Source organism: Gordonia hongkongensis (assembly GCF_023078355.1).
Classification (GTDB): Bacteria; Actinomycetota; Actinomycetes; order Mycobacteriales; family Mycobacteriaceae; genus Gordonia; species Gordonia hongkongensis.
In genome coordinates, this window is the sequence record NZ_CP095552.1 from 3188808 (window position 1) to 3210679 (window position 21872).

Consider the following 21872-nt stretch of genomic DNA (forward strand, 5'->3'; position numbering starts at 1 on the left):
CGTTGGCACTATCATGGCGGCGTCGTCATCCCTGACTGCGGAGCACGTTCTTCGTCGGTACGGCCGACCACCGCCGACTCGACGACATCGGGATGGCTGTCGAGCACCCGCTCCACCTCGACCGACGCGATGTTCTCACCGCCGGAGATGATGACGTCCTTGCTGCGGTCCCGGATCTCGACGTACCCGTCGGCGTGCATGACCGCGAGATCACCGGTTCGCAACCAGCCGTCGACGGTGGCCGCGGCCGTCGCCGCAGGGTCGCGGTAGTAGCCGAGCATCACGTTGTTGCCGCGGACCACCAATTCACCGATGGTCTCGCCGTCGGACGGGACATCTCGTCCCTCGTCGGACACCACCCGAACCCGCCCTGCCACGATGTTCCCGATCCCCTGCCGTGCCTTGCGTACGGCGCGTTCGTCGTCCGTGGCGTCGTCCCACTGAGGCTGCCACTCGTTCACGACGATCGGGCCGAACGTCTCGGTCATCCCGTAAAGATGGGTGATCTCGATGCCGAGCCCGGCCATCCGCGAGAGCAGCGCGGGAGATGGCGGTGCACCTCCCGTCGCAGCCCGGACGACGCGGTCGAGCCGTGCCGCGGACGGGTCCTCCGCGATCATGGTGAGCACCGTGGGAGCCGCGCTGAAGTGAGTCACCCCTTCCTCGGTGAGGTGGCGCCAGATCCGTCCGGTGTCGATGCTGCGCAGGCAGAGGTTCGTACCACCCGCGGCGATGACGGCCCAGGTGAAACACCAACCGTCGCAATGGAACATGGGTAGGGTCCACAGGTATGTCGAGCCCGGTCCGAGACCGGAGTGGTACGCCATCGCCAAGGACTGCAGGTACGCGCCGCGGTGGTGGTACATCACGCCCTTCGGACGGCCCGTCGTCCCCGAGGTGTAGTTGATCGCCAGCAACCCCCGCTCGTCGGTCTCCCGCCGAATCGGCGCCCCGGCCTGCGCGAGCAGCGACTCGTACTCGTCCGCGCCGTCCGCTGAACCACCCACGACGACCCGGATCCCCACCGATTCGGCGACCGCCCGTGCACGGTCGGCGAACTCAACGGTCGCGACAAGGAGCGTCGCACCGCTGTGCTCCAGGATGTAGACGAGCTCGGGTTCGGACAGCCGGATGTTCAGCGGCACCAACACCGAACCGTGCGCGGGCACGGCGCTGTGCAGTTCGAGCATGACCGCACTGTTCGCACAGAGGGCGGCCACGCGGTCACCCGGCCTGACGCCGAGCGCCTCCAGCGCGGCGGTGACGTGCCCGACCCGCCGATACAGGTCGGCGTAGGTGAGGCGGAGCGCACCGTCGATGACGGCGGTGCGGTCACCCCTGTAGATGTAGTGAGTCGTTGCTCTGGGCGCAACGTTGTGCGACATCTGGCCTCGAGCGGGTGGCCCGCGCGCGCCGCGCACCGGGGAACGGGAGTTCGTCGAAGACGATACTGCGTATGGGTCCGTTAACGTCGGAAGAGCTTGTTGCCCAACCACACCAGCGGGTCGTAGGTGCGGTCGACAACTCGCTCCTTCATGGGGATCAACGCGTTGTCGGTGATCTTGATCTGCTCGGGACAGACGTCGGTACAGCACTTGGTGATGTTGCAGAGGCCCAGTCCGTGCTCGGTGCGCGCCGAGTCGCGGCGTTCGGCCACGTCCAGGGGGTGCATGTCGAGTTCGGCGACGCGCATCAGGAAACGCGGCCCGGAGAAGTTCTGTTTGTTGTCCTCGTGATCGCGCACGACATGGCAGGTGTCCTGGCACAGGAAGCACTCGATGCACTTGCGGAACTCCTGCGAACGCTGCACGTCGACCTGCTTCATCCGGTACTCCCCGGCGCCAGACCCGGTGGCGGTGTGAACGATTGCACTTCACGGGCTTTGGCGTAGTTGAACGAGACATCGGTGACCAGGTCGCGGATCACCGGGAACGTGCGCATCGGGGTCACCGTCACGACCTCGTCCTCGGTGAACGTCGACATCCTCGTCATGCACAGCAGTTTGGGACGCCCGTTCACCTCCGCCGAACACGATCCGCACTTGCCCGCCTTGCAGTTCCAGCGCACCGCGAGATCCGGAGCCTGCGTCGCCTGTAGGCGGTGGATGATGTCCAGCACCACCTCGCCCTCGTTGACGGTCACCGTGTAGTCCTCGAGACCGCCGGCGTCGGTGTCGCCGCGCCAGATCCGGAACTTCGCGTCGTATCCCATGTCAGTCCTCCGAATGCCCCTCGGCTCGCTCGCCACCGGCGCCGGGATGACCGGCTATCTCGGCCGCCGTGTAGTACTTCTCGATCTCGGGGAACTCGAACAGTTCCAAGAGGTCCGGCCGCATCGGCGTCTGTTCCGTGCGCACGACGCTGACCTCCGGCACCGCGGCGTCGTCCCCGTCGAGGTCCGCGGTGCACACAAGCAGCGCATTGCGCCAGTTCGAGTCCATGGACGGATGGTCATCGCGGGTGTGACCACCGCGGCTCTCGGTGCGCATGAGTGCGGCCTTCGCGACGCACTCGCACACCAGCAGCATGTTGCGTAGGTCGACTGCGAGATGCCAGCCCGGATTGAACTGCCGATGTCCCTCGACTTGCATGCCGCCCAGACGCTTTCGCAGGTCCGCGAGCACGCCGATCGCTTCCTGCATCTCGTCCTCTTTCCGGATGATCCCGACCAGATCGTTCATGGCCTGCTGGAGGTCGGTGTGCAGGGTGTAGGGGTTCTCCGGTTTGCCCTCGGCCGGCGGATCGAAGGGCGCCAGCACGGACGCCGCCGCCCGGTCGATGTCGTCGGCGGAGACTGCGGGACGGGTCGTCAGCGATTCGACGTACGCCGCCGCCCCGAGGCCGGCCCGCCGTCCGAAGACCAGCAGGTCCGACAACGAGTTTCCGCCGAGCCGGTTCGAACCGTGCATCCCGCCGGAACACTCGCCGGCCGCGAACAGGCCCGGAACCCGTGACGCGGCCGTGTCCGAATCCACCTCGATCCCGCCCATCACGTAGTGACAGGTCGGCCCCACCTCCATCGGTTCGGCGGTGATGTCGACGTCGGCGAGCTCCTTGAACTGGTGGTGCATCGACGGCAGCCTGCGCATGATCTCCTCGGCGGGCATGCGGGACGCGATGTCGAGGTAGACGCCGCCGTGCTCGGTGCCGCGTCCGGCCTTGACCTCCTCGTTGATCGCCCGCGCGACCTCATCCCGCGGTAACAGGTCCGGTGTTCGCCGGGCGCTGTCGTTGTCCGCCAGCCATTCATCGGCCTCCTCTTCGGTCTCGGCGTACTGACCTTTGAAGACCGGTGGGATGTAATCGAACATGAAGCGCTTGCCCTCGGTGTTCTTGAGAACTCCACCGTCGCCGCGAACGCCCTCGGTCACGAGGATGCCCTTGACGCTGGGCGGCCACACCATCCCGGTCGGATGGAACTGGACGAACTCCATGTTGATCAGGCTCGCGCCGGCTCGCAGTGCCAAAGCGTGCCCGTCGCCGGTGTATTCCCACGAATTCGACGTCACCTTGAACGACTTGCCGATCCCGCCGGTGGCGACGACCACCGCGGGCGCCTCGAACACGATGAACCGGCCGGACTCGCGCCAATACCCGAACGCACCGGCGATCGCGTCGCCGTCCTTCAGCAGTTCGGTGATCGTGCATTCGGCGAACACCTTGATGCGCGACTCGTAGTCACCGGTGGCGGCGTAGTCCTCCTGCTGCAGCGAGACGATCTTCTGTTGCATCGTCCGGATGAGCTCCAGCCCGGTGCGGTCGCCGACATGAGCGAGTCGAGGATAGGTGTGGCCGCCGAAGTTGCGTTGTGAAATCCGCCCGTCCGCGGTTCGATCGAACAGGGCGCCATAGGTTTCGAGCTCCCAGACGCGATCCGGGGCCTCCTTGGCGTGCAACTCGGCCATGCGCCAGTTGTTCAGGAACTTGCCGCCTCGCATCGTGTCCTGGAAGTGCGTCTGCCAGTTGTCTTTCGAGTTGGCGTTGCCCATCGAGGCGGCACATCCGCCTTCGGCCATGACCGTGTGGGCCTTGCCGAACAGCGATTTGCACACCACGGCCACCGAGTAGCCGCGCTCGCGGGCCTCGATGACCGCCCGCAACCCGGCACCGCCCGCACCGATGACAACGACGTCGTACTCGTAGCGTTCCGGCTCGGTCATCTATCGGGACTCCCAACGTTGAGAACGGCTGCACCACAGGCGTTGTGTTGTCACTCGGTCAACCCACGAACCTCAGGTCCGAGATGGTGTTGCTGGCGACGAGCATGATGTAGAAGTCGGTGAGCACCAAAGTCCCGAGCGTGATCCAGGCGAATTGCATGTGCCGGGTGTTGAGCTTGGACACCTGACTCCAGACCCAGTACCGCACCGGATGTTTCGAGAAGTGCTTGAGCCGGCCGCCGGTCACGTGGCGACACGAGTGGCACGACACCGTGTAGGTCCAGAGCAGGAGCACGTTGACGACGAGGATCACGTTGCCCAGCCCGAAGCCGAAACCGCCGCCTTCACCGTGGAAGGCGACGATCGCGTCGTAGGTGTTGATCACCGAGATGACCACGGCCGCGTAGAAAAAGTACCGGTGCGAATTCTGGATGATGAGCGGTAGTCGCGTCTCGCCGGTGTAACGACTGTGGGGTTCGGCGACGGCGCAGGCAGGCGGCGACAGCCAGACCGACCGGTAATAGGCCTTGCGGTAGTAGTAGCAGGTCAGTCGGAACCCGAGCAGGAACGGCAGCGAGAGGAATGCCAGCGGAATCCACATCGGGAGTTCGGGGAAGGGGGTACCGAAATGACTCGCCCCGGGCACGCACGACTCGCTGAGGCACGGCGAATAGAACGGCGAGAGGTAGTGATAGTCCGCGGCGTAATAGGCGGTGCGCACGAAGGACCGGATCGTCGCGTAGATGACGAAGGCCGCGAGACCCACGACTGTCAGCAGCGGCGACAGCCACCACCTGTCCTGGCGGAGAGTTCGGGCCAGGATTCGCGCGCGGCCCGGAGAGAAGACCCCGACTGTGTCCCGCTCAGTCGCGGGGGCGCTCACTTCGTGCGCTCACGCGAATGAAAGCCCAGCCCTTCGTCTTGCGCACCCAGCCAGGCCGATTCGTCCGACTTGCAGTCAGGCACATAGATCACCTGGTCTCGCCCGACTTTCGTCTGCAGCAGCGGTGGCGGCGCGTGCTCGAAGTCGTGAAGGTCGATCTCCAGCCGATCCAGATCGTTGGACATTCGCCGAACCGCGTCTACATCGCCGTACTGCGTCTGCAGCGTGGTCATGTGATGCCGTAGCGCACCTATACTCCGATGCAGCTCCTTCAACTCGGTCGGTATCATGGCACATCCCTTCCTGCCTATGTGATGAAAAACACAGTACCGGCCGGGCCCGCTGAGTCAACGATGTTGGCGGAACGTGTCTGCTCCCCGACCGGAGGCCGCCAGATGAACGACGACGACCACATTCCCGCGGAGAACCTGCCCCGTGCCGAGCAGCGATGGACCGCATCGGCGTTCGTACTGGTCGCGATGGCGATCCCGTTCCTCCTGCCCGCGCGGTACGCCGCCGGTACCGCTTGGCTGCTCCCCGCGATCGAGGGGATGGTGCTGCTGACACTCATCGTGGTGGACCCGGGCCGCATCGACCGGCCCGGCCGGTGGGTCCGCAGCCTCTCCGTGGGGCTGGTCGTCGCCATCGCCGCAGGTGCGGCGTGGGGAGCGGGACGACTCGTGTGGGACCTGCTGCACGGAGATCCGCAGACCGCGGCGGCGAACCAGTTGCTGGTCGCCGGGGCTCTCGTCTGGCTGCAGACCGTCATCGCGTTCGCATTCCTCTACTGGGAGCTCGACGGCGGCGGTCCGGTGAACCGGCACCTGCGTCCGGCCGCATACCCGGACCTCGCCTTTCCGCAACACCTCGAGCCCCGACTGGCACCGCCGGGATGGCGTCCCGTGTTCTTCGACTACCTCTATCTGGCCCTGACCAACGCGACTGCCTTCAGCCCCACCGACGTGATGCCGCTGTCGCGTCGTGCGAAGCTGGCGATGGCGTCGCAGTCGCTGTTGTCGATCGTCATCCTCAGCCTGGTGGTGGCCAACGCGGTCAACCTTCTCGATTGACGACCGCGGCACGATCGCACACCGGAATAGGGTCGGCGACGTGACGGTTGTGCCGGCGGGGTCCGGAGGACCAGATCGGAGTCACGATGAGCGAGCCATCTATCAGGACCGTGCCGTCGCGGCAGGTCATCCCGGGTACCGAGCGGCACATCTTCCGGAGCGGGTGGCTCGATTCCCGCCAGTCCTTCCCCGTCACGGGCAACTTCGATCTCGCGGCGAACGCCCACGGAGTCCTGCTGGTGCACAACGACGATCGCGTCGACGCCGGTGAAGGTTTCGACGCCCACTTCCACCGGGACGCCGAAATCGTCACTTGGGTACTCGAAGGTGCTGTCACTCATCGTGATTCGTTCGGCAACACCGGCGTGATCACGCCGGGCGTCGCGCAGCGGATGAGCGCGGGCCGCGGGATCACCCACACTGAGGCGAATGCGTCACGGCGCAGCGAGAACCGGGACCTGCGCGTCGTGCAGATGTGGTTGGCGCCCGAGCACGGTGGAGGTGAACCCGGCTACGCCGAACGCGACTTCAGCGCCGATCTCGCGACCGGCGGGCTGGTCACGGTGGTCTCCGGCAGGCCCGAACACGCGGGCACAGATGCGATCTCGATCGGCAACCCGTTCGCGGCGCTGCACGTGGCCCGGATCGGTTCCGGACAGTCGGTCGCCCTTCCCCCGGCACCGTACGGACATCTCTACGTGGCGCGCGGCGAAGTCGACCTCGACGACGGCGCGCGACTGGTCGAGGGCGATGCGCTGCGCACCATCGATCAGGGCGAGGTCACCGTGTCCGCGAGGTCTGAGGCCGAGATCCTGTTCTGGGAGATGCACACGAACATCCTCGGTCTTCCACGGCCAGTGGGTGTCACAGGCGTAGGTGAGGTTCGGTGTCGCAGCCGCGAGATGCACCATCGCGGCGAGGCTGATGCCCAGGTGCGAATTGGAATGCATCGACAGGCCGAGTCCGAAAGTCTCACAGATACCGCCGAGGAGACGCGACCGCTGCAGGCCGCCCCAGTAGTGGTGATCGGACAGGACGACCGAGACCGACCGCTTGCGCACCGCCGGTTCGAGGTGGTCGAAGGCGACCACGCACATGTTCGTCGCGAGCGGCATGGACGCCTGCTCAGCGACGCACGCCATACCGTCGAGGCCGGGGGTCGGGTCCTCCAGGTACTCGACGATGCCCTCGAGTTCCGCCGCGACGCGCACCGAGGTCTCCACGGTCCACGCCGCATTGGGGTCCAGGCGCAACGGGATTCCGGGGAACTCCGCGTGCAGCGCCTTGATCGCCGCGATCTCTTCGTCGGGGGCGAACACGCCGCCCTTCAGTTTGATCGCGGTGAACCCGTAGCGGTCGATCATCCGGTGTGCCTGCCGGATCAGTCCGCTCGGATCGACGGCCTCGCCCCACTCGTCCGGCAGTCCGTTGGTGCCGGCCGCCCCGGGGTGGGCCGCCCACTTGTAGAACAGGTAGGCGCTGAACGGAACTCGGTCCCGCACGCGGCCGCCGAGCAGATCGCTCACCGGTCGACCGAGGACCTTGCCCTGGATGTCGAGACAGGCGACTTCGAATGGCGAGAAGACACGATCGGTGGTGCTGGCCGTGGTGATCATGCCGGCCACTCCGTCGCCCCCGGTCACCGACAGGGTCGAGACCCACAGGTCGATGGCATCGCGCAGGTTGTGGAGCGCGAAGGCATCGAGTCCGATGATCGCCTCGGCGGCGGCCTCCATCCGCGCGAGATGAGCGGTGTCGGCATAGGTCTCGCCGAGCCCGCGGATTCCGCCGGCCGTCTCGATCACGATGATCGCCCGCAGTGCGTAGGGCTGGTGCACACCCACCGTGTTGAGCAGCGGCGGGTCGACGAAGGCGACCGGGGTGACCGTGACCTCGGTGATCGTGGTGTCGGTGTGCGGACTCGCCACGGTTCGCGTCCCGACCGGCACCGACTGGAAGGTATTCGTCGACATGAGTTCTCAGACCGTGGCCTGCGCGGCGAGCGTCGTCGCGAGGACGGCGCGCCCGGCGGCGGTGATCCGCTCGAGCTCGGCCTGGTGCTCCGGTGTCGGCTGGACCAGCGGCGCGCGCACCGGACCCGCTTCGATGCCCTCCATCGTCACACCGTGCTTCACGAGTGCGACCGCATAGCCCGGCACCCTGTTGCGCAGACGGACCAAGGGGTGGAAGAACTCTCGCAGCAGCGCCTCGGTCAGCTCGACGTCGCCGTTCTCCAACGAGTTGTAGAAGGCCAAGGCCAGTTCCGGGGCGAACGCGAACGTCGCCGACGAGTACAACGTGACACCGATGGCGCGGTAGGCCTGCTGGGTGATCTCGGCGGTGGGCAGGCCGTTGAAGAACAGGAACTCCTTGCTGTCCCCGAGTGCTTCCTTGACCGCGATCACGATGCGCGACACGTTGTCGAGGTCACCGGTGCCGTCCTTGAACCCGATGACCGTCGGCAGCTTGGCGACCTCGATGGCCGACGCCTCGTCGAACACGGCGTTGCCGCGGTTGTAGACGATGAGCGGCAGATCGGTGGAGGCCGCGACTGACCGCGTGTACTCGGCGAGGCCGGCAGGCGGCATCGTCACCAGGTACGGGGGCAGGAGCAGGATGCCGTCGGCCCCATTGGCCTTCGCGCTCACCGCGAACTCGCGGGCCTGGACGAGGGAGCCGCCGGCACCGGCGAACACCGGGACGCGGCCGGCGACGGTCTCGACCGCGCAGCGGACGATCCGCCCGAACTCCTCGAGTCCGAGGGCGTGGAATTCGCCGGTGCCGCAGGCGACGAACACGCCGCCGGGACCGGCGGCCACCCCGCGGTCGATGTGTTCGGCGAGGCGACGGTAGTTCACCTCTCCGGTGCTGTCGAAGGGTGTGACAGGAAAGAACAAGACGCCGTTGAGCATTGGGACTCCTTGGATGGGGTGAGGATCAGTCGCGGATGAGTTCGCCGTCGACACGGCGCCAGATCTGTTCGGGGTTTCCGTCGGCAATGGGGTTGGGCAACAGCGCCGTCGGAACGTCCTGATACGCCACCGGCCGCAGGAAACGCTCGATGGCGAGCGACCCGACGCTGGTGCTACGGCTGTCGGAAGTGGACGGATAGGGTCCGCCGTGGACCATCGCGTGTCCGACCTCGACGCCGGTGGGCCACCCGTTGAAAAGGATTCGCCCGGCCTTGAGTTCGAGTGCCTCGAGAAGCACCCGGGCGTCGTCGAGGTCGGAGTCCGCAGCATGAACGGTCGCGGTGAGCTGACCTTCGAGCTCGGCGGTCACCTCCCGCACCTGTTTGAGGTCGCGACACCGCACCACGAGGCTCGACGACCCGAAGATCTCCTGCTGCAACGTCTCCGAAGCGAGAAAGGTCTCGGCCCGCGTGCCGAAGAGCGCGGCGGCGCAGGTGTTCGGACCCGTCGCTTCCGCCGATCGGGCGAGAACCTCCGCGGCCGAACCGAACTCCTCCACGCCGGAGGCGTAGCTCGCGGCGATCCCCGGGGTCAGCATCGGCGTCGGCGTCGAGGCGGCGATCGCCTCCGCGGCAGCGGCGATGAATGCATCGAGATCGGGACCGTCGACCGCGATGACCAGGCCGGGATTGGTGCAGAACTGTCCCGAACCCATCGTCAGCGAGCCGACGAATGCGCGGCCGAGGCCGGCGGCATCGGCACGCAGCGCCCCCTCCAGCGGGTAGACCGGATTGATCGAGCTCATCTCTGCGTACACCGGGATGGGTTCGGCTCGCGACGCCGCAGCGGCGACGAGAGCCGTTCCGCCCGAACGCGACCCGGTGAAGCCCACCGCCTTGATGCGCGGGTCGGTCACGAGGGCGATACCCAGGTCGGGCCCGCTGCCGTAGAGCAGGGAGAAGGTGCCGGCAGGCATTCCGGTGGCGGCCACCGCCTCGGTGATCAGACGTCCCACCAGTTCTGATGTGCCGGGATGGGCGTCGTGGGCCTTCACCACCACGGGACATCCGGCGGCCAATGCCGACGCGGTGTCGCCGCCGGCGACCGAGAACGCGAGCGGGAAGTTACTGGCGCCGAACACGGCGACGGGTCCGAGCGGCACCTTGCGCTGCCGGATGTCGGCGCGCGGCAGCGGCGTCCGATCCGGCCGTGCGGGATCGATCCGGGCGCCGTGCCAGCTGCCCTCGCGCAGCACCGAGGCGAACAACCGGAGCTGACCCGACGTCCGTCCCACCTCACCGGTGATCCGCGCCGCCGGGAGTCCGGTCTCGGCCACGGCACGCTCGACGAGGACCTCGGTCGCCGCATCGAGGTTGTCCGCGATCGTCGAGAGGAACCGCGCCCGTTCTTCGGACGAGGTGGCGCGATACGGTCCGAACGCTTCCGCGGCCGCAGCGGTGGCACGGACGACGTCGGCTGGGGTTCCGTGTGTGTACGCGGGCAGGAGACGAGTGCCTGTCGTCGGGTCCACGCCGTGGACGGCCTTCCCCGCGCCGGTCACCCGCTCACCCGCGATGATCAGTTGTCCGGTGAGGTCCTGCGTCGTCAGCGGTGCGGGGTGCTGCGCAATGGTCATCGTGGTCCCATCCGTTGTGCGTTGGCATTCCGCCGAGGTAGCCCGGCCGCGGCGGCGCCACGAGAGAGGTGTCATCTGCTCTCGATGGCGGGTCGCCGTCGGCGCGGCTGTGCGGTGAGCTCGGCCTTGCCCCGACCGTAGAACCCACGATCCATACATGTCCAAGTCAAATATGGACGTCTTCAATGCTCAGAGTGAATCGACCCAGGTGTCCGGTTCAGTCGGGACGCGCTCGCTTGTCAGCCGATACGTCATCCGGCCGGCCCACGCCGCGCCGCGTACCGGACCAACAGCAGTCGACAGTGGGACAATCACTGCGCCGAATCCGACATACCGCACATCGCCGAGCCACGGCGAGCGGCGGCTGTCGGAGCGGGCACACCACCCATTCGACGAAAGCGGAATCCAGAACCGATGAAGCGCATTCGCCTCCTCGCCGTCATGGCCCTGGCCATCACGGCACTCACCGTCTCCTACGGCACCGCACACGGCGCTCCCGCGCCCGCGGCGCCGTCCCACTTCTCCAGCGCATCCGCCGACGGGACCTCCATCACCTCCCAGCTCCGCAACGCGACGTTCGTCGCAGGCGAGCAGGAACTCCGGGTCGTCGACTCACACGGACGGACCATCGAGCGAATCGGACTGGTGCTGCCGTTCGACGGCGCCGCTGTCCCGATGCGCGCGAAGGTCTCCGCCGACCGCACCCAGGCGACGTTCACCCCGATCCTCACCCCCGAAGCCCGCGCGGCGATCGCTGCCGGCGTCCGCCCGGCCTCGGCGAAGAAGGACCGCGCCTACCAGCAGATGATCTGGCACATCACCAACGGGTGGAACCGCGGCGGCAACGTCACCACCGCCATCGGCGCTCTCGCCGGCCTCATCATCGGCTGCATCATCATCGTCGGCTGTGTCTGGGGTGCGGGCGTCGGCGCGGCCATCGGAGCGGTCATCGGTATCAACAACGGCGACCCCCGCGCCGGGCAGTCGATCCTGAACTGGATCAACACTCCGTAAGTCCAGCGAGCAGGGCTTGGCTTCTCGGGTCCCAGATGCTGCAGAATCCCCAACTCCGCGTGCGGGGTTGGGGATTTTCTGCTTCTTCCGGCCTCGTGGACGCGTTTTCGGCGCAGGAGGCCGCGTGCACCGCGCCGTGGAAGGTCGAAGGCCGTCAGTGACCGTGTCGGCAATCGGCGCCGAACGTCCGACCCCGGGTCACACTCGCGCATCTCACCCAATGCAGATGCGCGTGTTCAGTCCGGTGGCGACGTCGTAACCGGCCGCTCAGATGCAGCAGATGACCCGCCGAACCTGACCGGCCGGGGCCCGATGATGGGTTGATCGATGTACGTCACGGCTCGTTCCATCAACGAGTTCGCCGCGCGCACACTGGTGGAGGTCGGTGCGGCTCTCTCGACCCCACGTGCTCCCGCCGACGACTCGTCGCCGAAAAGACCCCTCCGCGAACCGAGTTCGGCGCACCTCGAGACGGGGTAGCCCGGACGACTGGACATCGGCCCGACGTCTATCGACTTCAACCGACCCGAACCGTCGCCGACCTCCGGCATCGGATCGGATGGAGACCGCCGGATACATGTCTCACTACCCAGGACCCGGCGGGTCACCGCGACCGGAGAACACCGGGTCGTAACCCCGCCGCGCACCCACCCACGGGGCGCCACAAGAGTGCGTCATCGCACCAGGCCGAGAACCGCCGGCCGGCCACACCCGAGGGATACGCCCTCAACAGCCAACGCGCCCACATCGATACCTGGACAGGGGTGTAGCCATCGCTGAAGATGCGGTAGGCGACGCCACCGCGACACAGCTGTTTCACCTCCAGCGAGTAATGCTGACCTTGCCCCCCGGATAAGCGGCACGACGGCTCCGCCGGTCCCACGTATCGCCCGCACCATCGAGGCGACCGTTTCGACGACCCAGTCAGTGTCTCGGCGATAGCAATTCCCGCATACTCAGCGGCATCTGAAATCGCTGAGCCGGACGATACCCTTCGGCCCCCAACATATGTCGCCGCTACCTTCCGCACGCCGGCAACGCCAGTCCGGTCGCCGCCGGGGACGTCGAGACTGCTCCATAAGTGAACATGCACACCCGATCCGGGCGTATTCGAAAACTGGAGCGACTTGAACCAGCCACTGATCACGATCCACGCACGGTCAACGCGAATCGACGCACAGTCAACGAAATATGCTGCACAGTCGATCGATTCACGGTTCTCGGCTTGTGGAATTTCCTCGAAATCGAACGCATGTGGATCTCCTGACCTGAAAGTGGGCGGTTTTCGGTCAGTTTCGATGTTGGAGTTCCGGGCATGCGCCGCCCCTGGTGAGGTTGGCCATCGCGATCAAAGCATCGGGAGTGTGAAATCCGTATGACCGCTTTGTCAATGACCGCAGATGGCAGTTCGTCGCCTCGACTCGAGCGTTGCTCATCTGACACGTGACCGCGTTGTAGATTTGCACCTCTCGTTTACGGATACTCGGCGCCGAGGTGCGAATCTCGGGTATATCGCAGGCCTCTGCCTTCCTCAACCAGCGCCGCAACGGCGCCCAACATGAGGAGTACGCACCTGAAAGTATGTGCCTTATTTCTTCTTTCATCTGATACGCACGGGCCAGCACACTGTTGGCATCGGCGACCACGATGGACTGCAGCCGCTCTTGACTCTCGGTGAGGTTGTCAGGATTCTTCAACAACGCCCACCTCAATCGGCCGCGTTCCACCTTTGACAAGCCAGCTATCCGGCTCATCACCCGAGACCGGCATCGATCCAGCGCCTGATTGACCCACTGCAGCACATGAAATGGGTCCATACACCAGTACGCTCCCGGCGCCCGCTCGGCGAGGACCGCACCGATGTACTCGGCGCCATCAGCACTGATGTGGGTGATCTCGCCGGCTCGCACATCACCCAGTTCATCGAAGAACCGCTCGATGGTCGCCTTCTTGGCGCCCTCACCAGCCCACACCAGTTGCCCTGTGTCATGGTTGACCACGACGACCAAGTACCGGCGGCCCTTGCGATAGGCGATCTCATCGATACCGATGCGCCGCAACCCGTTCAAGCGTTTGGTGAGTCCGACATGATCGTCGACCACACGCTCGACGATACGAGACACCGTCCGCCAGGAGACCCGCAGGTAGGCGCTCACCGCGGTCATCGGGGCGTGCGCACACATCCACGCGACGGTGTCGTCAAACGCCCTGGTCATCTTCACTTCCGGACGTGCCCACGGAACCAACTCAGTCTTCACACCATGGCGAGGGCACCGCACACGCGTCGCGGGCAGCTCGAGGAAACACCGCCAGCCGCCCATATCCAGATGCCGCCACAACCGCGGTGCCGGCGGCTGATCGTAACCCGGGCAGCGCTTCTTGCACTGCGGACACCGTGATCGTGCGTTCTTGTGCAGTTCTAGTGTCGCCACCATGACGTGCCCGCGATCATCCTCATCGAACCTGACACCCACGACACGGGCACGCTCGATTCCAAGCAACTTCTGCAGTACTCTGACAGTGCGCAACGCCCACTCCTCTAGGTCTTTTTCTTCGCAAGTCAAAACCTAAGCGAGACTGGGCGTTGCGTGCATTAGGCTCGCTAAAAGTAGCCCACTTCAGGGTCAGAAGAGCCACGCATGTTCCGGTACCTTGGAGTCATGCCAGAGCTCGCCACTCTCCTCGATCAACTCATCGAGACCACCCCGCCCGCCGACGACCCAACCGGCAGAGCAACATTCGACTCCCTCCACACGTGGCGCCTGATCCGCAACCTTGCCGATCACCAGATCGGCACCCACGCAGCACAACTCGACGAACTCGGCGTCGCGCAGAAGACCGGCAGCACCACCAAGAAGCTGCTGATCGAGTCAGGACATGCGCCGGCCGCCGCCCTCCGCACCATGCGCAGTGTCGACGCGCTGCCCAACCTGCCCGCTGTGGCGCGTCACGCTGCCGACGGACGACTGTCGAGCGAGATCGTCGATGCCATCGTCCGCGGCATGAACGAGATCGATAGACGTTGCGGGGAAGCGCTTTCCGTCGACAAGCGCTCCCGGTTTGAGATCGAACTCATCGCCCAAGCACTATCCGGTGCAACACCGACTGAAGTGCTCAAGCATGCGCAGGCCATCGGCAACGCTCTCGGCGATGCGTGTGACGCAGGAACCCCAGCGTCGGACGATGCAAGTTTGAACTCGGTGAGCGCCCACACCACCGACGACGGCCGCGTCGAGGTGCGTGCTGATCTCACCCAGGTGGTGGGCGAGAAGTTCTTGGCCATGATCGACGAACGGTCCTGCCCACGACCCGAACCCGACAGCACCAAGGATCGTCGCACCGCCGAGCAACGCCGCGCCGACGCCTTCGAATTGATCCTCGACCAAGCCGCGATCGGCGCGACCATCGACACCGTCGGAAGTCCACGCACGCAGCTCATGCTGACGATCCCCGCGACCGGAGACCTGGCGACGCTGCCGTGGACCGGATCGGTCAGCCAAGCGACCGCGAAACAGGCGTCGTGCGACGGATCGCTGACCCCTCGAGGCTCGCTTCGCTCGCACCTCGGGGAGCAGGGGCGACTCGACGCTGAGGGCGTACCGCTACAGATGGGCCACACCCACCGCTTGTTCCCGGCGCACCTGCGCAAAGCAATGATCGTCCGCGACGCCTGCTGCATCAAATGCGGTGCGCCACCGTCACATACACAGGTCCACCACGTCACCCATTGGGCCGACGGCGGCGCCACCGACCTCGACAACGGGTGTCTGCTGTGCCAGCGCTGCCACACCCAGGTCCACCACCACGGCTGGGACATCGTCATGGGATTTGACCGGCACCCCTGGCTCGTCCCACCCACCTCGATCGACCCGCACCGCCGACCACTACCCGCCTACAACCGCCGCACCATGCGCCTCGACGACGCCGCCTGACCGGCCGTCCGACAACCACTTTCGCGTAGCACCCTCCGCACCCGGGCCATACCCGGGACCGCATCCGTACTTTGACAACTCCACAGCGGAATACGACCGACCCGCTCCCACTCGGCCATTCGAGCGGGAGCGGGTTCCGGGCAGCCGAACCCGAACTCGGCGGCGACCACAGGAACAGGCCTCGGACAAGCACCACGACAGCGAGCAGCGCACCGCCCGTGCGGAGCCGTGATGGGCAAGACCTCGGCCGTGGCCATGGAACAGCTCAAGGTGCTCGTGTTCACCGGTGTGCGAACCGACTGGCCGACTCGACGACCGAGATGAAGGACAGGGCGGTCTCGAAGGCCCCGGCAGCGGCGAAGCGATGTCCCTGCCGCCCAGGTCCCCGACGGACGTCCCTGAACCGGGGTCTCTTTACAAATCTCGGTGAATGTCTAGACAACAGACATTGTCGCGGTTAATGTCTAGTGGCGTAGAACACAGCCCGCCCAGACAGGAGCGCGTATGAGTACCGCACCGACCCCGTTCACCGCGGATGACTCCGCCGCCGAGTGGAAGGACCGCAAACGCCATCTTTGGCTGCTCGGCCTGATCCCACCGACGTCGATCTTTCTCGCAATGGGTCTCGTCGCCGGCTTCAATGCGATCGGCCATGGTTTCGACGTCGTGTCGCCGGTGTGGTGGTGGATCGGGCCGCTACTCGTCTACGTCCTGCTCCCGATCCTCGACGTGTTTTTCGGGCCCGACGGATCGAATCCGCCCGAAGAGCTGATGGAGCAGCTGGAGAACGACAAGTACTACCGCTACTGCACGTACGTGTACATCCCGTTCCAGCTCGCGAGTCTCGTGATGGCCTGCTACCTGTGGACGGCCGACGACCTCAGTTGGCTCGGCATCGACGGCGGGCTCGGGCTCGCGTCGAAGATCGGGCTGGCGCTGTCGATCGGCGCGATGGGCGGGATCGGAATCAACACCGCTCACGAACTGGGGCACAAGAAGGACGATCTGGAACGCTGGTTGTCGAAGATCACTCTCGCCCAGACGTTTTACGGTCACTTCTACATCGAGCACAACCGTGGGCACCACGTGCGGGTCGCGACGCCCGAAGATCCGGCCAGCTCCCGTTTCGGAGAGTCGTTCTGGCGCTTCCTCCCCCGTAGCGTCTGGGGAAGCCTCACGTCCTCCGTCGAACTCGAGCGCAAACGCCTCGAGCGGGCGGGCAAGCCCTTCTGGCATCCGAGCAACGACGTCCTCAACGCATGGGCGATGTCGATCGTGCTGTGGGGGGCGCTCACCGCGATCTTCGGCTGGGAGATCCTCCCCTTCCTCGTGATCCAGGCCGTCTACGGTTTCTCACTGCTGGAGACCGTGAACTACCTCGAGCACTACGGTCTACTCCGCCAGAAGACGCGGACCGGCCGCTACGAGCGGTGCACGCCCGAGCACAGCTGGAACTCCGACCACATCTGCACCAACATCTTCCTGTACCACCTCCAGCGCCACAGCGATCACCATGCGAACCCCACCCGGAGGTACCAGACGCTGCGCAGCTTCGACGGCGCGCCCAACCTGCCGAGCGGATACGCGAGCATGATCACGCTCGCCTACTTCCCGCCGATCTGGCGGCGGGTGATGGACAAGCGGGTGCTCGACCACTACGACGGAGACGTCGAACGGATCAACATCGCACCGCACCGCCGCGAACGCGTCCTGGCCGAGCACGGGGTGTCGCCGCGATGAGCACCTTCCGTTGTCCGGTCTGCGATTACGTCTACGACGAGACCGTCGGCGCTCCCCGGGAGGGATTCCCGCCCGGCACGCCCTGGGCCACGATTCCCGACGACTGGCCGTGCCCCGACTGCGGCGTGCGGGAGAAGATCGACTTCCTCGGCGCCGGGAGCGAAGCGAGCGGGCCGGATGATCTCGGCGCCGGGAGCGAAGCGAGCGGGCCGAATGACCCCAGCGGCGCCGAGAGCGAAGCGAGCGGGCCGGATGAAATCAGCGAAGGGAACTCTGTGCGATGAACTTCAAGCTCTTCCGTTGTGAGGTCTGCGGTTTCGAGTACGACGAAGAGCTCGGCTGGCCGGAGGACGGCATCGAGCCGGGCACCCGCTGGGCCGACATCCCCGACGACTGGAGCTGCCCGGACTGCGGTGCTGCCAAGGCCGATTTCGAGATGGTCGAGGTGGCCCGTCCGTGAGCGCCGGCACCACCCGGGGCGGTTCGGTGGTGATCGTCGGCGCCGGCGTAGCCGGCATCACGGCTGCGGAGTCGCTGCGTTCCAACGGTTTCGACGGAACAATCACCGTGTTCGGGGACGAGCCACAACTCCCCTACCGACGAACGGCGCTGAGCAAGAACCTCGTCGACGGCGACCTGACGGACGCCAAGATCACGCTCCGTCCGCCCGGGTACTGGTCGGATCGGGGCATCGAGATCGTGACCTCGACGCGCGTCGCCGACGTCGACACCTCGTCGCGGCGGGTCTGCCTCGCCGACTCCTCCCAAGTGGATTACGACGCGCTGGTCCTGGCCACCGGAGGGCGTGCCCGGCGACTCCCCGGCACGACGTCGTCCCCGCTCGCCCTGCGCACCCGGCACGACGCGGCCGAGCTCCGGCACGCGATCCAGGACGGGCCGGTGATCGTTCTCGGCGGCGGACTGATCGGACTGGAGATCGCCGGAGCCGTGGCGTCGACCGGAGACGGTTCGCGCGTCACCGTCATCGAGCGCGAGACGTCGCTGTTGTCACGGGTCGTTCCGGCAACGGTGGCCGAGGCGGTGGCGACCCTGCACCGGGAACGCGGGGTGCAGATCCTCACCGGCGTGGTGCCCACAACGATCACCGCCGAGTCCGTGACGTTGGCGGACGGGCGGACCTTGACCGGAACGGTGATCAGCGCGATCGGAATGGAGCCCGATCTCGAATTGCCGCGCAGCGCAGGGATTCCCGTCGATGCGGCCGGGATCGTCGTCGACGATTCGCTGCGAACCGGGGTCCCCGGCGTCTACGCGGCCGGCGACGTCGCGGCGCGGCCCCATCCGTTGACGGGCGCACCGATGCGTGCCGAGCAGTGGCTCACCGCGACCGAGCACGGCAGACTGGTCGCCATGACGATCGCCGCCGACCTCGGGCTGGACACCGGCATCAGCACTGCGGTACCGCGTGTGCCACTGGCCTGGACGATGCAGTACACGACCAACATCCAGATCGTCGGGTGGCCGACATCGGGAGATCGTGTGGAGGTCGACCTGGACGACTCCTGCTCTGTCGTGCGGGCTTTCGCCGGAAGTCGTCTCGTCGGCGCGGTCTGCCTGGGCAGGGGCGGCTCGGGACGATCCCTGCGCGCCGAGATCGAGTCATCTCTCCAGCCGGTCGGTGCGCACGGATGACGACTCGCAACTATGCGCAGGACAGCAAAGCCCTGCTGCACAATTCGCTTCTCGACGGACTGCACGACCTGCTGCTGGACCGGGACTGGGCGGCGGTGCGCATGTCCGATGTCGCCGCCGCGACGGGGGTCAGCCGCCAGACCGTCTACAACGAGTTCGGCTCCCGTTACGGCCTCGCGCAGGGCTACGCGGTGCGGTTGGCGGGCCGTTTCGCCGGCCATGTCGCAGATTCCTTGGCGAGTTCCGTCGACGACGTCACCGAGGCCCTGCACAAGGGTTTCGGTGAATTCTTCGCCGGAGTCGCCACCGACCCGCTGATCGCCTCGCTGCTGTCCGGCGAGGCCAAACCCGATCTGATGAAGCTGATCACCACCGATGCGGCACCGATCATCACCACGGCCGCCGACCGGCTGGCCGAGGCCTTCCGCGAGTCCGAGTGGCTGTCGATGCCGGAGTCCGACGTCGTGCGGATCTCGCGCGCGATCACCAGGATGGCGCTGAGTTACATCGCGATGCCCCCGGAGGGCGATCGCGACGTCGCTTCCGACCTCGCCGAGGTCATCGCCCCCGCCATCGAGGCGGCCCGCACGCGGATGTGACGTCAGCGCCGCAGCAGGTTCCGCGTGCCTCGACGGATCACCGCGCGGTAGATGCGGTCGATCGTGCCGATCCGCGCGTCCTCCGGGTCCACGAGTTCGTTCTCCGCGATGACAGACTCCTCGCCGTCGATCGTCTCGTGATCGAATGCCTCGAGTGTCCGGCCCGGGCCGGTCAACCGATCGACCGCCCCGACGAGTGAGTTCTCCTGTGCCACAGTATCGTCGAACACCTCGTGGTCGACGCCCAGATGCTCGGACAACAACCGCGTGCGCATGGACAGGATCGTCTCGCGCAGGTCCCCGTCGGCAGGGTCGTTCGGATCGGCCTCGATGGCGACGTCACACTCGCTGTCGAATCCGAGCGACCGGTTGTTGAGGTTCGAGGATCCGATGCGCAGGAGGACGTCGTCGACGATGAGCACCTTGGCGTGCACGTAGATCGGGTCCCCCTCGGCCGTCACGGGGTAGAAGGCGCGGAATCTGTCGTACTTGTCGGCGCGCCACAGGAGTTGCAGCAATTTGTGCCGCGCACCGTCCATGGCGAGCCGTTCCACCGGACTGTCCGCATGCCTCGGCAGCACCAGGACGATCTCGGGCCCGTCGGGCTCGGCGAGTCGTTCCGCCAGCGCGTCCGCGACCTCGCGCGCCGCCAGGTACTGGCTCTCGATGTAGATCGTGCGGCGGGCCGCGGCGAAGGCCGCACGGTACAGGCGCCGGATCTCCTCGACCTGGGGCCGGTCGTCGTACTGCGGAATCGTCCGGGCCACCGCGACGTCGCAGTCGGTGAACGTGACGTCGAGATCCGTCGGCCAGATGTCGGGGCCGTCGGTGTCGACGAGGGGTTTGAGGCTCTCGCCGGTGGCGGCCTCCCACCGGTCGAGCGCGACAGACGCGACCACGCGCGCGGCGTCGCCGTCGAGGGCGACCGTGACGTCATGCCAGGGCCCATGCGGCCGGTCATCGGGATCCCGGCGAAACTCGTTGTGCGACAGATGTTCCGAAGTGTCCCACCGGTTCACCGTCATGTCGATGCCGCCACAGAACGCGAACTGGTCGTCGATCACCGCGATCTTCTGATGATGCGCGGCGGAGACGGGGTGGGCGGCGTCGATCCGGTAGTGCAGACGACGGCCGGTGAGCAGATCCTGGACGAAGGGCGGCGCGACTCCGCGCAGGATTCCGGTGAACGCGCCGGTGCTCCAGCGCAGGACGTGGATCTCCAGTTCCGGACGGTTGTCGATGAGCCACCTCAGGAAGTCACCGAGCACGTCGGGGACCTCGTCGTCGGCGGTCCGCGGATCGAGCCGGATCCGGGTGTCCACGTCCCAACCGATGAGGACGATGCGGCGCCGGGCCTGCAGCAACGCCGACTTCGCGTGCAGGAAGTAGTCCGCCGCGTCGACGATGCATGCGACGCGGTCGGCGGTCGCGATCTCCCGGCACGTGTCCCCGGCACGCAGGATCGGCTCGTGATCTGACTCGTCCACCGCGTTCGCTCCTTGAATCGCCTTGGCCCCCCGACCGGCGCCCATTGTGCCAAGCGCGCATGTCGCCCGCGCGGGCGAGGCGCCGGGCGAACGTCGGCGGGGACGAGGAACGAGGCGCGGCCACGGACGATGCCTACACTCGTCGAGGTGAGCGCCGACACGACTGCCGACCGACCCGCAGACGGTGCGGGCATGCGCCCGGTGCGTCGACGCGGTCGGCGGACGGTGATCGCCGCGGCGCTGGTCGTGATCGTCGTCGCGGGCGTCGGTCTCGTCGCATGGCGGGCCGTACCCGAACGGTGGTTACCTGGGACACCGCCGAGTTCCCGCAGATCGACGCCGCGGAACTCACGCCGGCCCAGCGACGCGTCGTCGAGGCGGTGCGCCACGAACACACCGCTCAGCGTCCCGGGACGTTCTACTCCGAGGGCGTCGACGAACCGTGGTGCGCGAACTTCGTGAGCTGGATCATGCGGACGGCCGGCAATCCGCTGGTAAATCCCCACTCCGGTCACTGGCGCATCCCCGGGGTGTACACGCTGCAGGAATACTACGAGGCCGCCGGTCGGTTCGACGCGGTCGGCGAGCAACCGCCCCGAGTGGGCGACGTCGTGCTCTACGACCGGTCGTCGGGATTCGGACAGCACACCAACATCGTCGTCGCAGTCGATGGTGAGTCCGCCGTCACCGTGGGGGGCAACGAGATGGGCCGCATCCGGGTGCATTCGCTGGACTGGCGCTCCGACGGCGGTGTCGTCGGATTCGGCCGCGGATTGCCGGGGTGACG

General features: G+C 66.5%; 15 protein-coding genes and 5 pseudogenes. 10 read left to right on the forward strand and 10 right to left on the reverse strand.

Annotation, left to right across the window (positions count from 1 at the left end; all coding sequences use genetic code 11):
* Positions 1–11 precede the first annotated feature (11 nt).
* The 5 genes and pseudogenes from MVF96_RS14410 to MVF96_RS14430 all read right to left on the reverse strand — a co-directional run bounded on the left by MVF96_RS14410 (position 12) and on the right by MVF96_RS14430 (position 5332).
* A complete protein-coding gene (locus MVF96_RS14410; protein ID WP_247449459.1) occupies positions 12–1385 on the reverse strand; it encodes an AMP-binding protein in 1374 nt (457 codons plus the stop codon).
* A gap of 80 nt (positions 1386–1465) precedes the next feature.
* Positions 1466–2211 (reverse strand): annotated as a pseudogene (locus MVF96_RS14415) (succinate dehydrogenase/fumarate reductase iron-sulfur subunit).
* Between the two features lies 1 nt (position 2212).
* Complete coding sequence (locus tag MVF96_RS14420; RefSeq protein ID WP_247449461.1) at positions 2213–4159, reverse strand: fumarate reductase/succinate dehydrogenase flavoprotein subunit; 1947 nt, start codon at positions 4157–4159, stop codon at positions 2213–2215.
* A gap of 58 nt (positions 4160–4217) precedes the next feature.
* Positions 4218–5042: a hypothetical protein gene (locus tag MVF96_RS14425; protein ID WP_068972541.1), complete on the reverse strand. Its 825-nt coding sequence runs from the start codon at positions 5040–5042 to the stop codon at positions 4218–4220.
* Entirely contained in the window at positions 5039–5332 is a 294-nt protein-coding gene (locus MVF96_RS14430) for a hypothetical protein (protein WP_247449463.1), read from the reverse strand. Before MVF96_RS14430 ends, MVF96_RS14425 begins: the two co-directional genes overlap by 4 nt.
* A 105-nt stretch (positions 5333–5437) precedes the next feature.
* On the opposite strand from MVF96_RS14430, the gene MVF96_RS14435 reads away from it, so the two are divergent.
* Together MVF96_RS14435 and MVF96_RS24665 are read left to right on the forward strand one after the other, a co-directional pair.
* Positions 5438–6112: a hypothetical protein gene (locus tag MVF96_RS14435; protein ID WP_247449465.1), complete on the forward strand. Its 675-nt coding sequence runs from the start codon at positions 5438–5440 to the stop codon at positions 6110–6112.
* 86 nt (positions 6113–6198) lie between these two features.
* A pseudogene (locus MVF96_RS24665) lies at positions 6199–6534 on the forward strand (pirin family protein); the annotation flags it as partial.
* A gap of 219 nt (positions 6535–6753) precedes the next feature.
* On the opposite strand, the pseudogene MVF96_RS14445 reads toward MVF96_RS24665, so the two are convergent.
* From MVF96_RS14445 to MVF96_RS14455, 3 genes and pseudogenes are all read right to left on the reverse strand, one after another.
* A pseudogene (locus tag MVF96_RS14445) lies at positions 6754–8085 on the reverse strand (enolase C-terminal domain-like protein); the annotation flags it as partial.
* A gap of 6 nt (positions 8086–8091) precedes the next feature.
* Positions 8092–9024, reverse strand: a complete 933-nt coding sequence (locus MVF96_RS14450) for a 5-dehydro-4-deoxyglucarate dehydratase (protein ID WP_247449467.1) — start codon at positions 9022–9024, stop codon at positions 8092–8094.
* 25 nt (positions 9025–9049) lie between these two features.
* The gene (locus MVF96_RS14455) at positions 9050–10660 is read right to left on the reverse strand and encodes an aldehyde dehydrogenase (NADP(+)) (RefSeq protein ID WP_247449468.1); all 1611 of its coding nucleotides are present in this window, start codon (positions 10658–10660) and stop codon (positions 9050–9052) included.
* A gap of 414 nt (positions 10661–11074) precedes the next feature.
* Here MVF96_RS14455 and MVF96_RS14460 point away from each other — a divergent pair, with 414 nt between their 5' ends.
* The gene (locus MVF96_RS14460) at positions 11075–11674 is read left to right on the forward strand and encodes a DUF8020 domain-containing protein (protein ID WP_068971945.1); all 600 of its coding nucleotides are present in this window, start codon (positions 11075–11077) and stop codon (positions 11672–11674) included.
* A 1289-nt stretch (positions 11675–12963) separates the two neighbouring features.
* Here the strand turns inward: MVF96_RS14460 and MVF96_RS14465 are convergent.
* Positions 12964–14202, reverse strand: coding sequence for an ISL3 family transposase (locus MVF96_RS14465; protein ID WP_247449470.1), 1239 nt, complete (start codon positions 14200–14202; stop codon positions 12964–12966).
* Positions 14203–14313: 111 nt separating this feature from the next.
* Between MVF96_RS14465 and MVF96_RS14470 the strand changes: the two genes are divergently transcribed.
* From MVF96_RS14470 to MVF96_RS14495, 6 genes and pseudogenes are all read left to right on the forward strand, one after another.
* Positions 14314–15606 (forward strand): HNH endonuclease signature motif containing protein, encoded by a 1293-nt coding sequence (locus MVF96_RS14470; protein ID WP_247449472.1) that lies wholly within the window; start codon positions 14314–14316, stop codon positions 15604–15606.
* Between the two features lie 504 nt (positions 15607–16110).
* Positions 16111–17346 carry an alkane 1-monooxygenase gene (locus tag MVF96_RS14475; protein ID WP_205332986.1) on the forward strand — a complete coding sequence of 412 codons (1236 nt, stop codon included), beginning with the start codon at positions 16111–16113 and terminating at the stop codon, positions 17344–17346.
* Positions 17343–17513: pseudogene (locus MVF96_RS14480) on the forward strand (rubredoxin); the annotation flags it as partial. The gene MVF96_RS14475 and the pseudogene MVF96_RS14480, both read left to right, overlap by 4 nt.
* 113 nt (positions 17514–17626) lie before the next feature.
* Positions 17627–17806 carry a rubredoxin gene (locus tag MVF96_RS14485; protein ID WP_058251790.1) on the forward strand — a complete coding sequence of 60 codons (180 nt, stop codon included), beginning with the start codon at positions 17627–17629 and terminating at the stop codon, positions 17804–17806.
* Positions 17803–18999 carry an NAD(P)/FAD-dependent oxidoreductase gene (locus MVF96_RS14490; protein WP_247449473.1) on the forward strand — a complete coding sequence of 399 codons (1197 nt, stop codon included), beginning with the start codon at positions 17803–17805 and terminating at the stop codon, positions 18997–18999. Before MVF96_RS14485 ends, MVF96_RS14490 begins: the two co-directional genes overlap by 4 nt.
* Positions 18996–19598 (forward strand): TetR family transcriptional regulator, encoded by a 603-nt coding sequence (locus MVF96_RS14495; RefSeq protein WP_226513511.1) that lies wholly within the window; start codon positions 18996–18998, stop codon positions 19596–19598. Before MVF96_RS14490 ends, MVF96_RS14495 begins: the two co-directional genes overlap by 4 nt.
* Before the next feature lie 2 nt (positions 19599–19600).
* Here the strand turns inward: MVF96_RS14495 and MVF96_RS14500 are convergent, their stop codons facing one another.
* Entirely contained in the window at positions 19601–21130 is a 1530-nt protein-coding gene (locus MVF96_RS14500) for a phospholipase D-like domain-containing protein (protein WP_413466941.1), read from the reverse strand.
* A 147-nt stretch (positions 21131–21277) separates the two neighbouring features.
* Between MVF96_RS14500 and MVF96_RS14505 the strand changes: the two are divergent.
* A pseudogene (locus MVF96_RS14505) lies at positions 21278–21870 on the forward strand (CHAP domain-containing protein).
* Positions 21871–21872 lie beyond the last annotated feature (2 nt).

Excerpts from the sequence above, each read along its gene's own strand:
- MVF96_RS14435 (WP_247449465.1), top strand. The coding sequence starts at position 5,438 with ATGAACGACGACGACCACATTCCCGCGGAGAACCTGCCCCGTGCCGAG.
- MVF96_RS14470 (WP_247449472.1), top strand. The coding sequence starts at position 14,314 with ATGTTCCGGTACCTTGGAGTCATGCCAGAGCTCGCCACTCTCCTCGAT.
- MVF96_RS14500 (WP_413466941.1), bottom strand. The coding sequence starts at position 21,130 with ATGGGCGCCGGTCGGGGGGCCAAGGCGATTCAAGGAGCGAACGCGGTG.
- MVF96_RS14475 (WP_205332986.1), top strand. The coding sequence starts at position 16,111 with ATGAGTACCGCACCGACCCCGTTCACCGCGGATGACTCCGCCGCCGAG.
- MVF96_RS14455 (WP_247449468.1), bottom strand. The coding sequence starts at position 10,660 with ATGACCATTGCGCAGCACCCCGCACCGCTGACGACGCAGGACCTCACC.
- MVF96_RS14485 (WP_058251790.1), top strand. The coding sequence starts at position 17,627 with ATGAACTTCAAGCTCTTCCGTTGTGAGGTCTGCGGTTTCGAGTACGAC.
- MVF96_RS14430 (WP_247449463.1), bottom strand. The coding sequence starts at position 5,332 with ATGATACCGACCGAGTTGAAGGAGCTGCATCGGAGTATAGGTGCGCTA.
- MVF96_RS14460 (WP_068971945.1), top strand. The coding sequence starts at position 11,075 with ATGAAGCGCATTCGCCTCCTCGCCGTCATGGCCCTGGCCATCACGGCA.
- MVF96_RS14495 (WP_226513511.1), top strand. The coding sequence starts at position 18,996 with ATGACGACTCGCAACTATGCGCAGGACAGCAAAGCCCTGCTGCACAAT.
- MVF96_RS14420 (WP_247449461.1), bottom strand. The coding sequence starts at position 4,159 with ATGACCGAGCCGGAACGCTACGAGTACGACGTCGTTGTCATCGGTGCG.
- MVF96_RS14450 (WP_247449467.1), bottom strand. The coding sequence starts at position 9,024 with ATGCTCAACGGCGTCTTGTTCTTTCCTGTCACACCCTTCGACAGCACC.
- MVF96_RS14410 (WP_247449459.1), bottom strand. The coding sequence starts at position 1,385 with ATGTCGCACAACGTTGCGCCCAGAGCAACGACTCACTACATCTACAGG.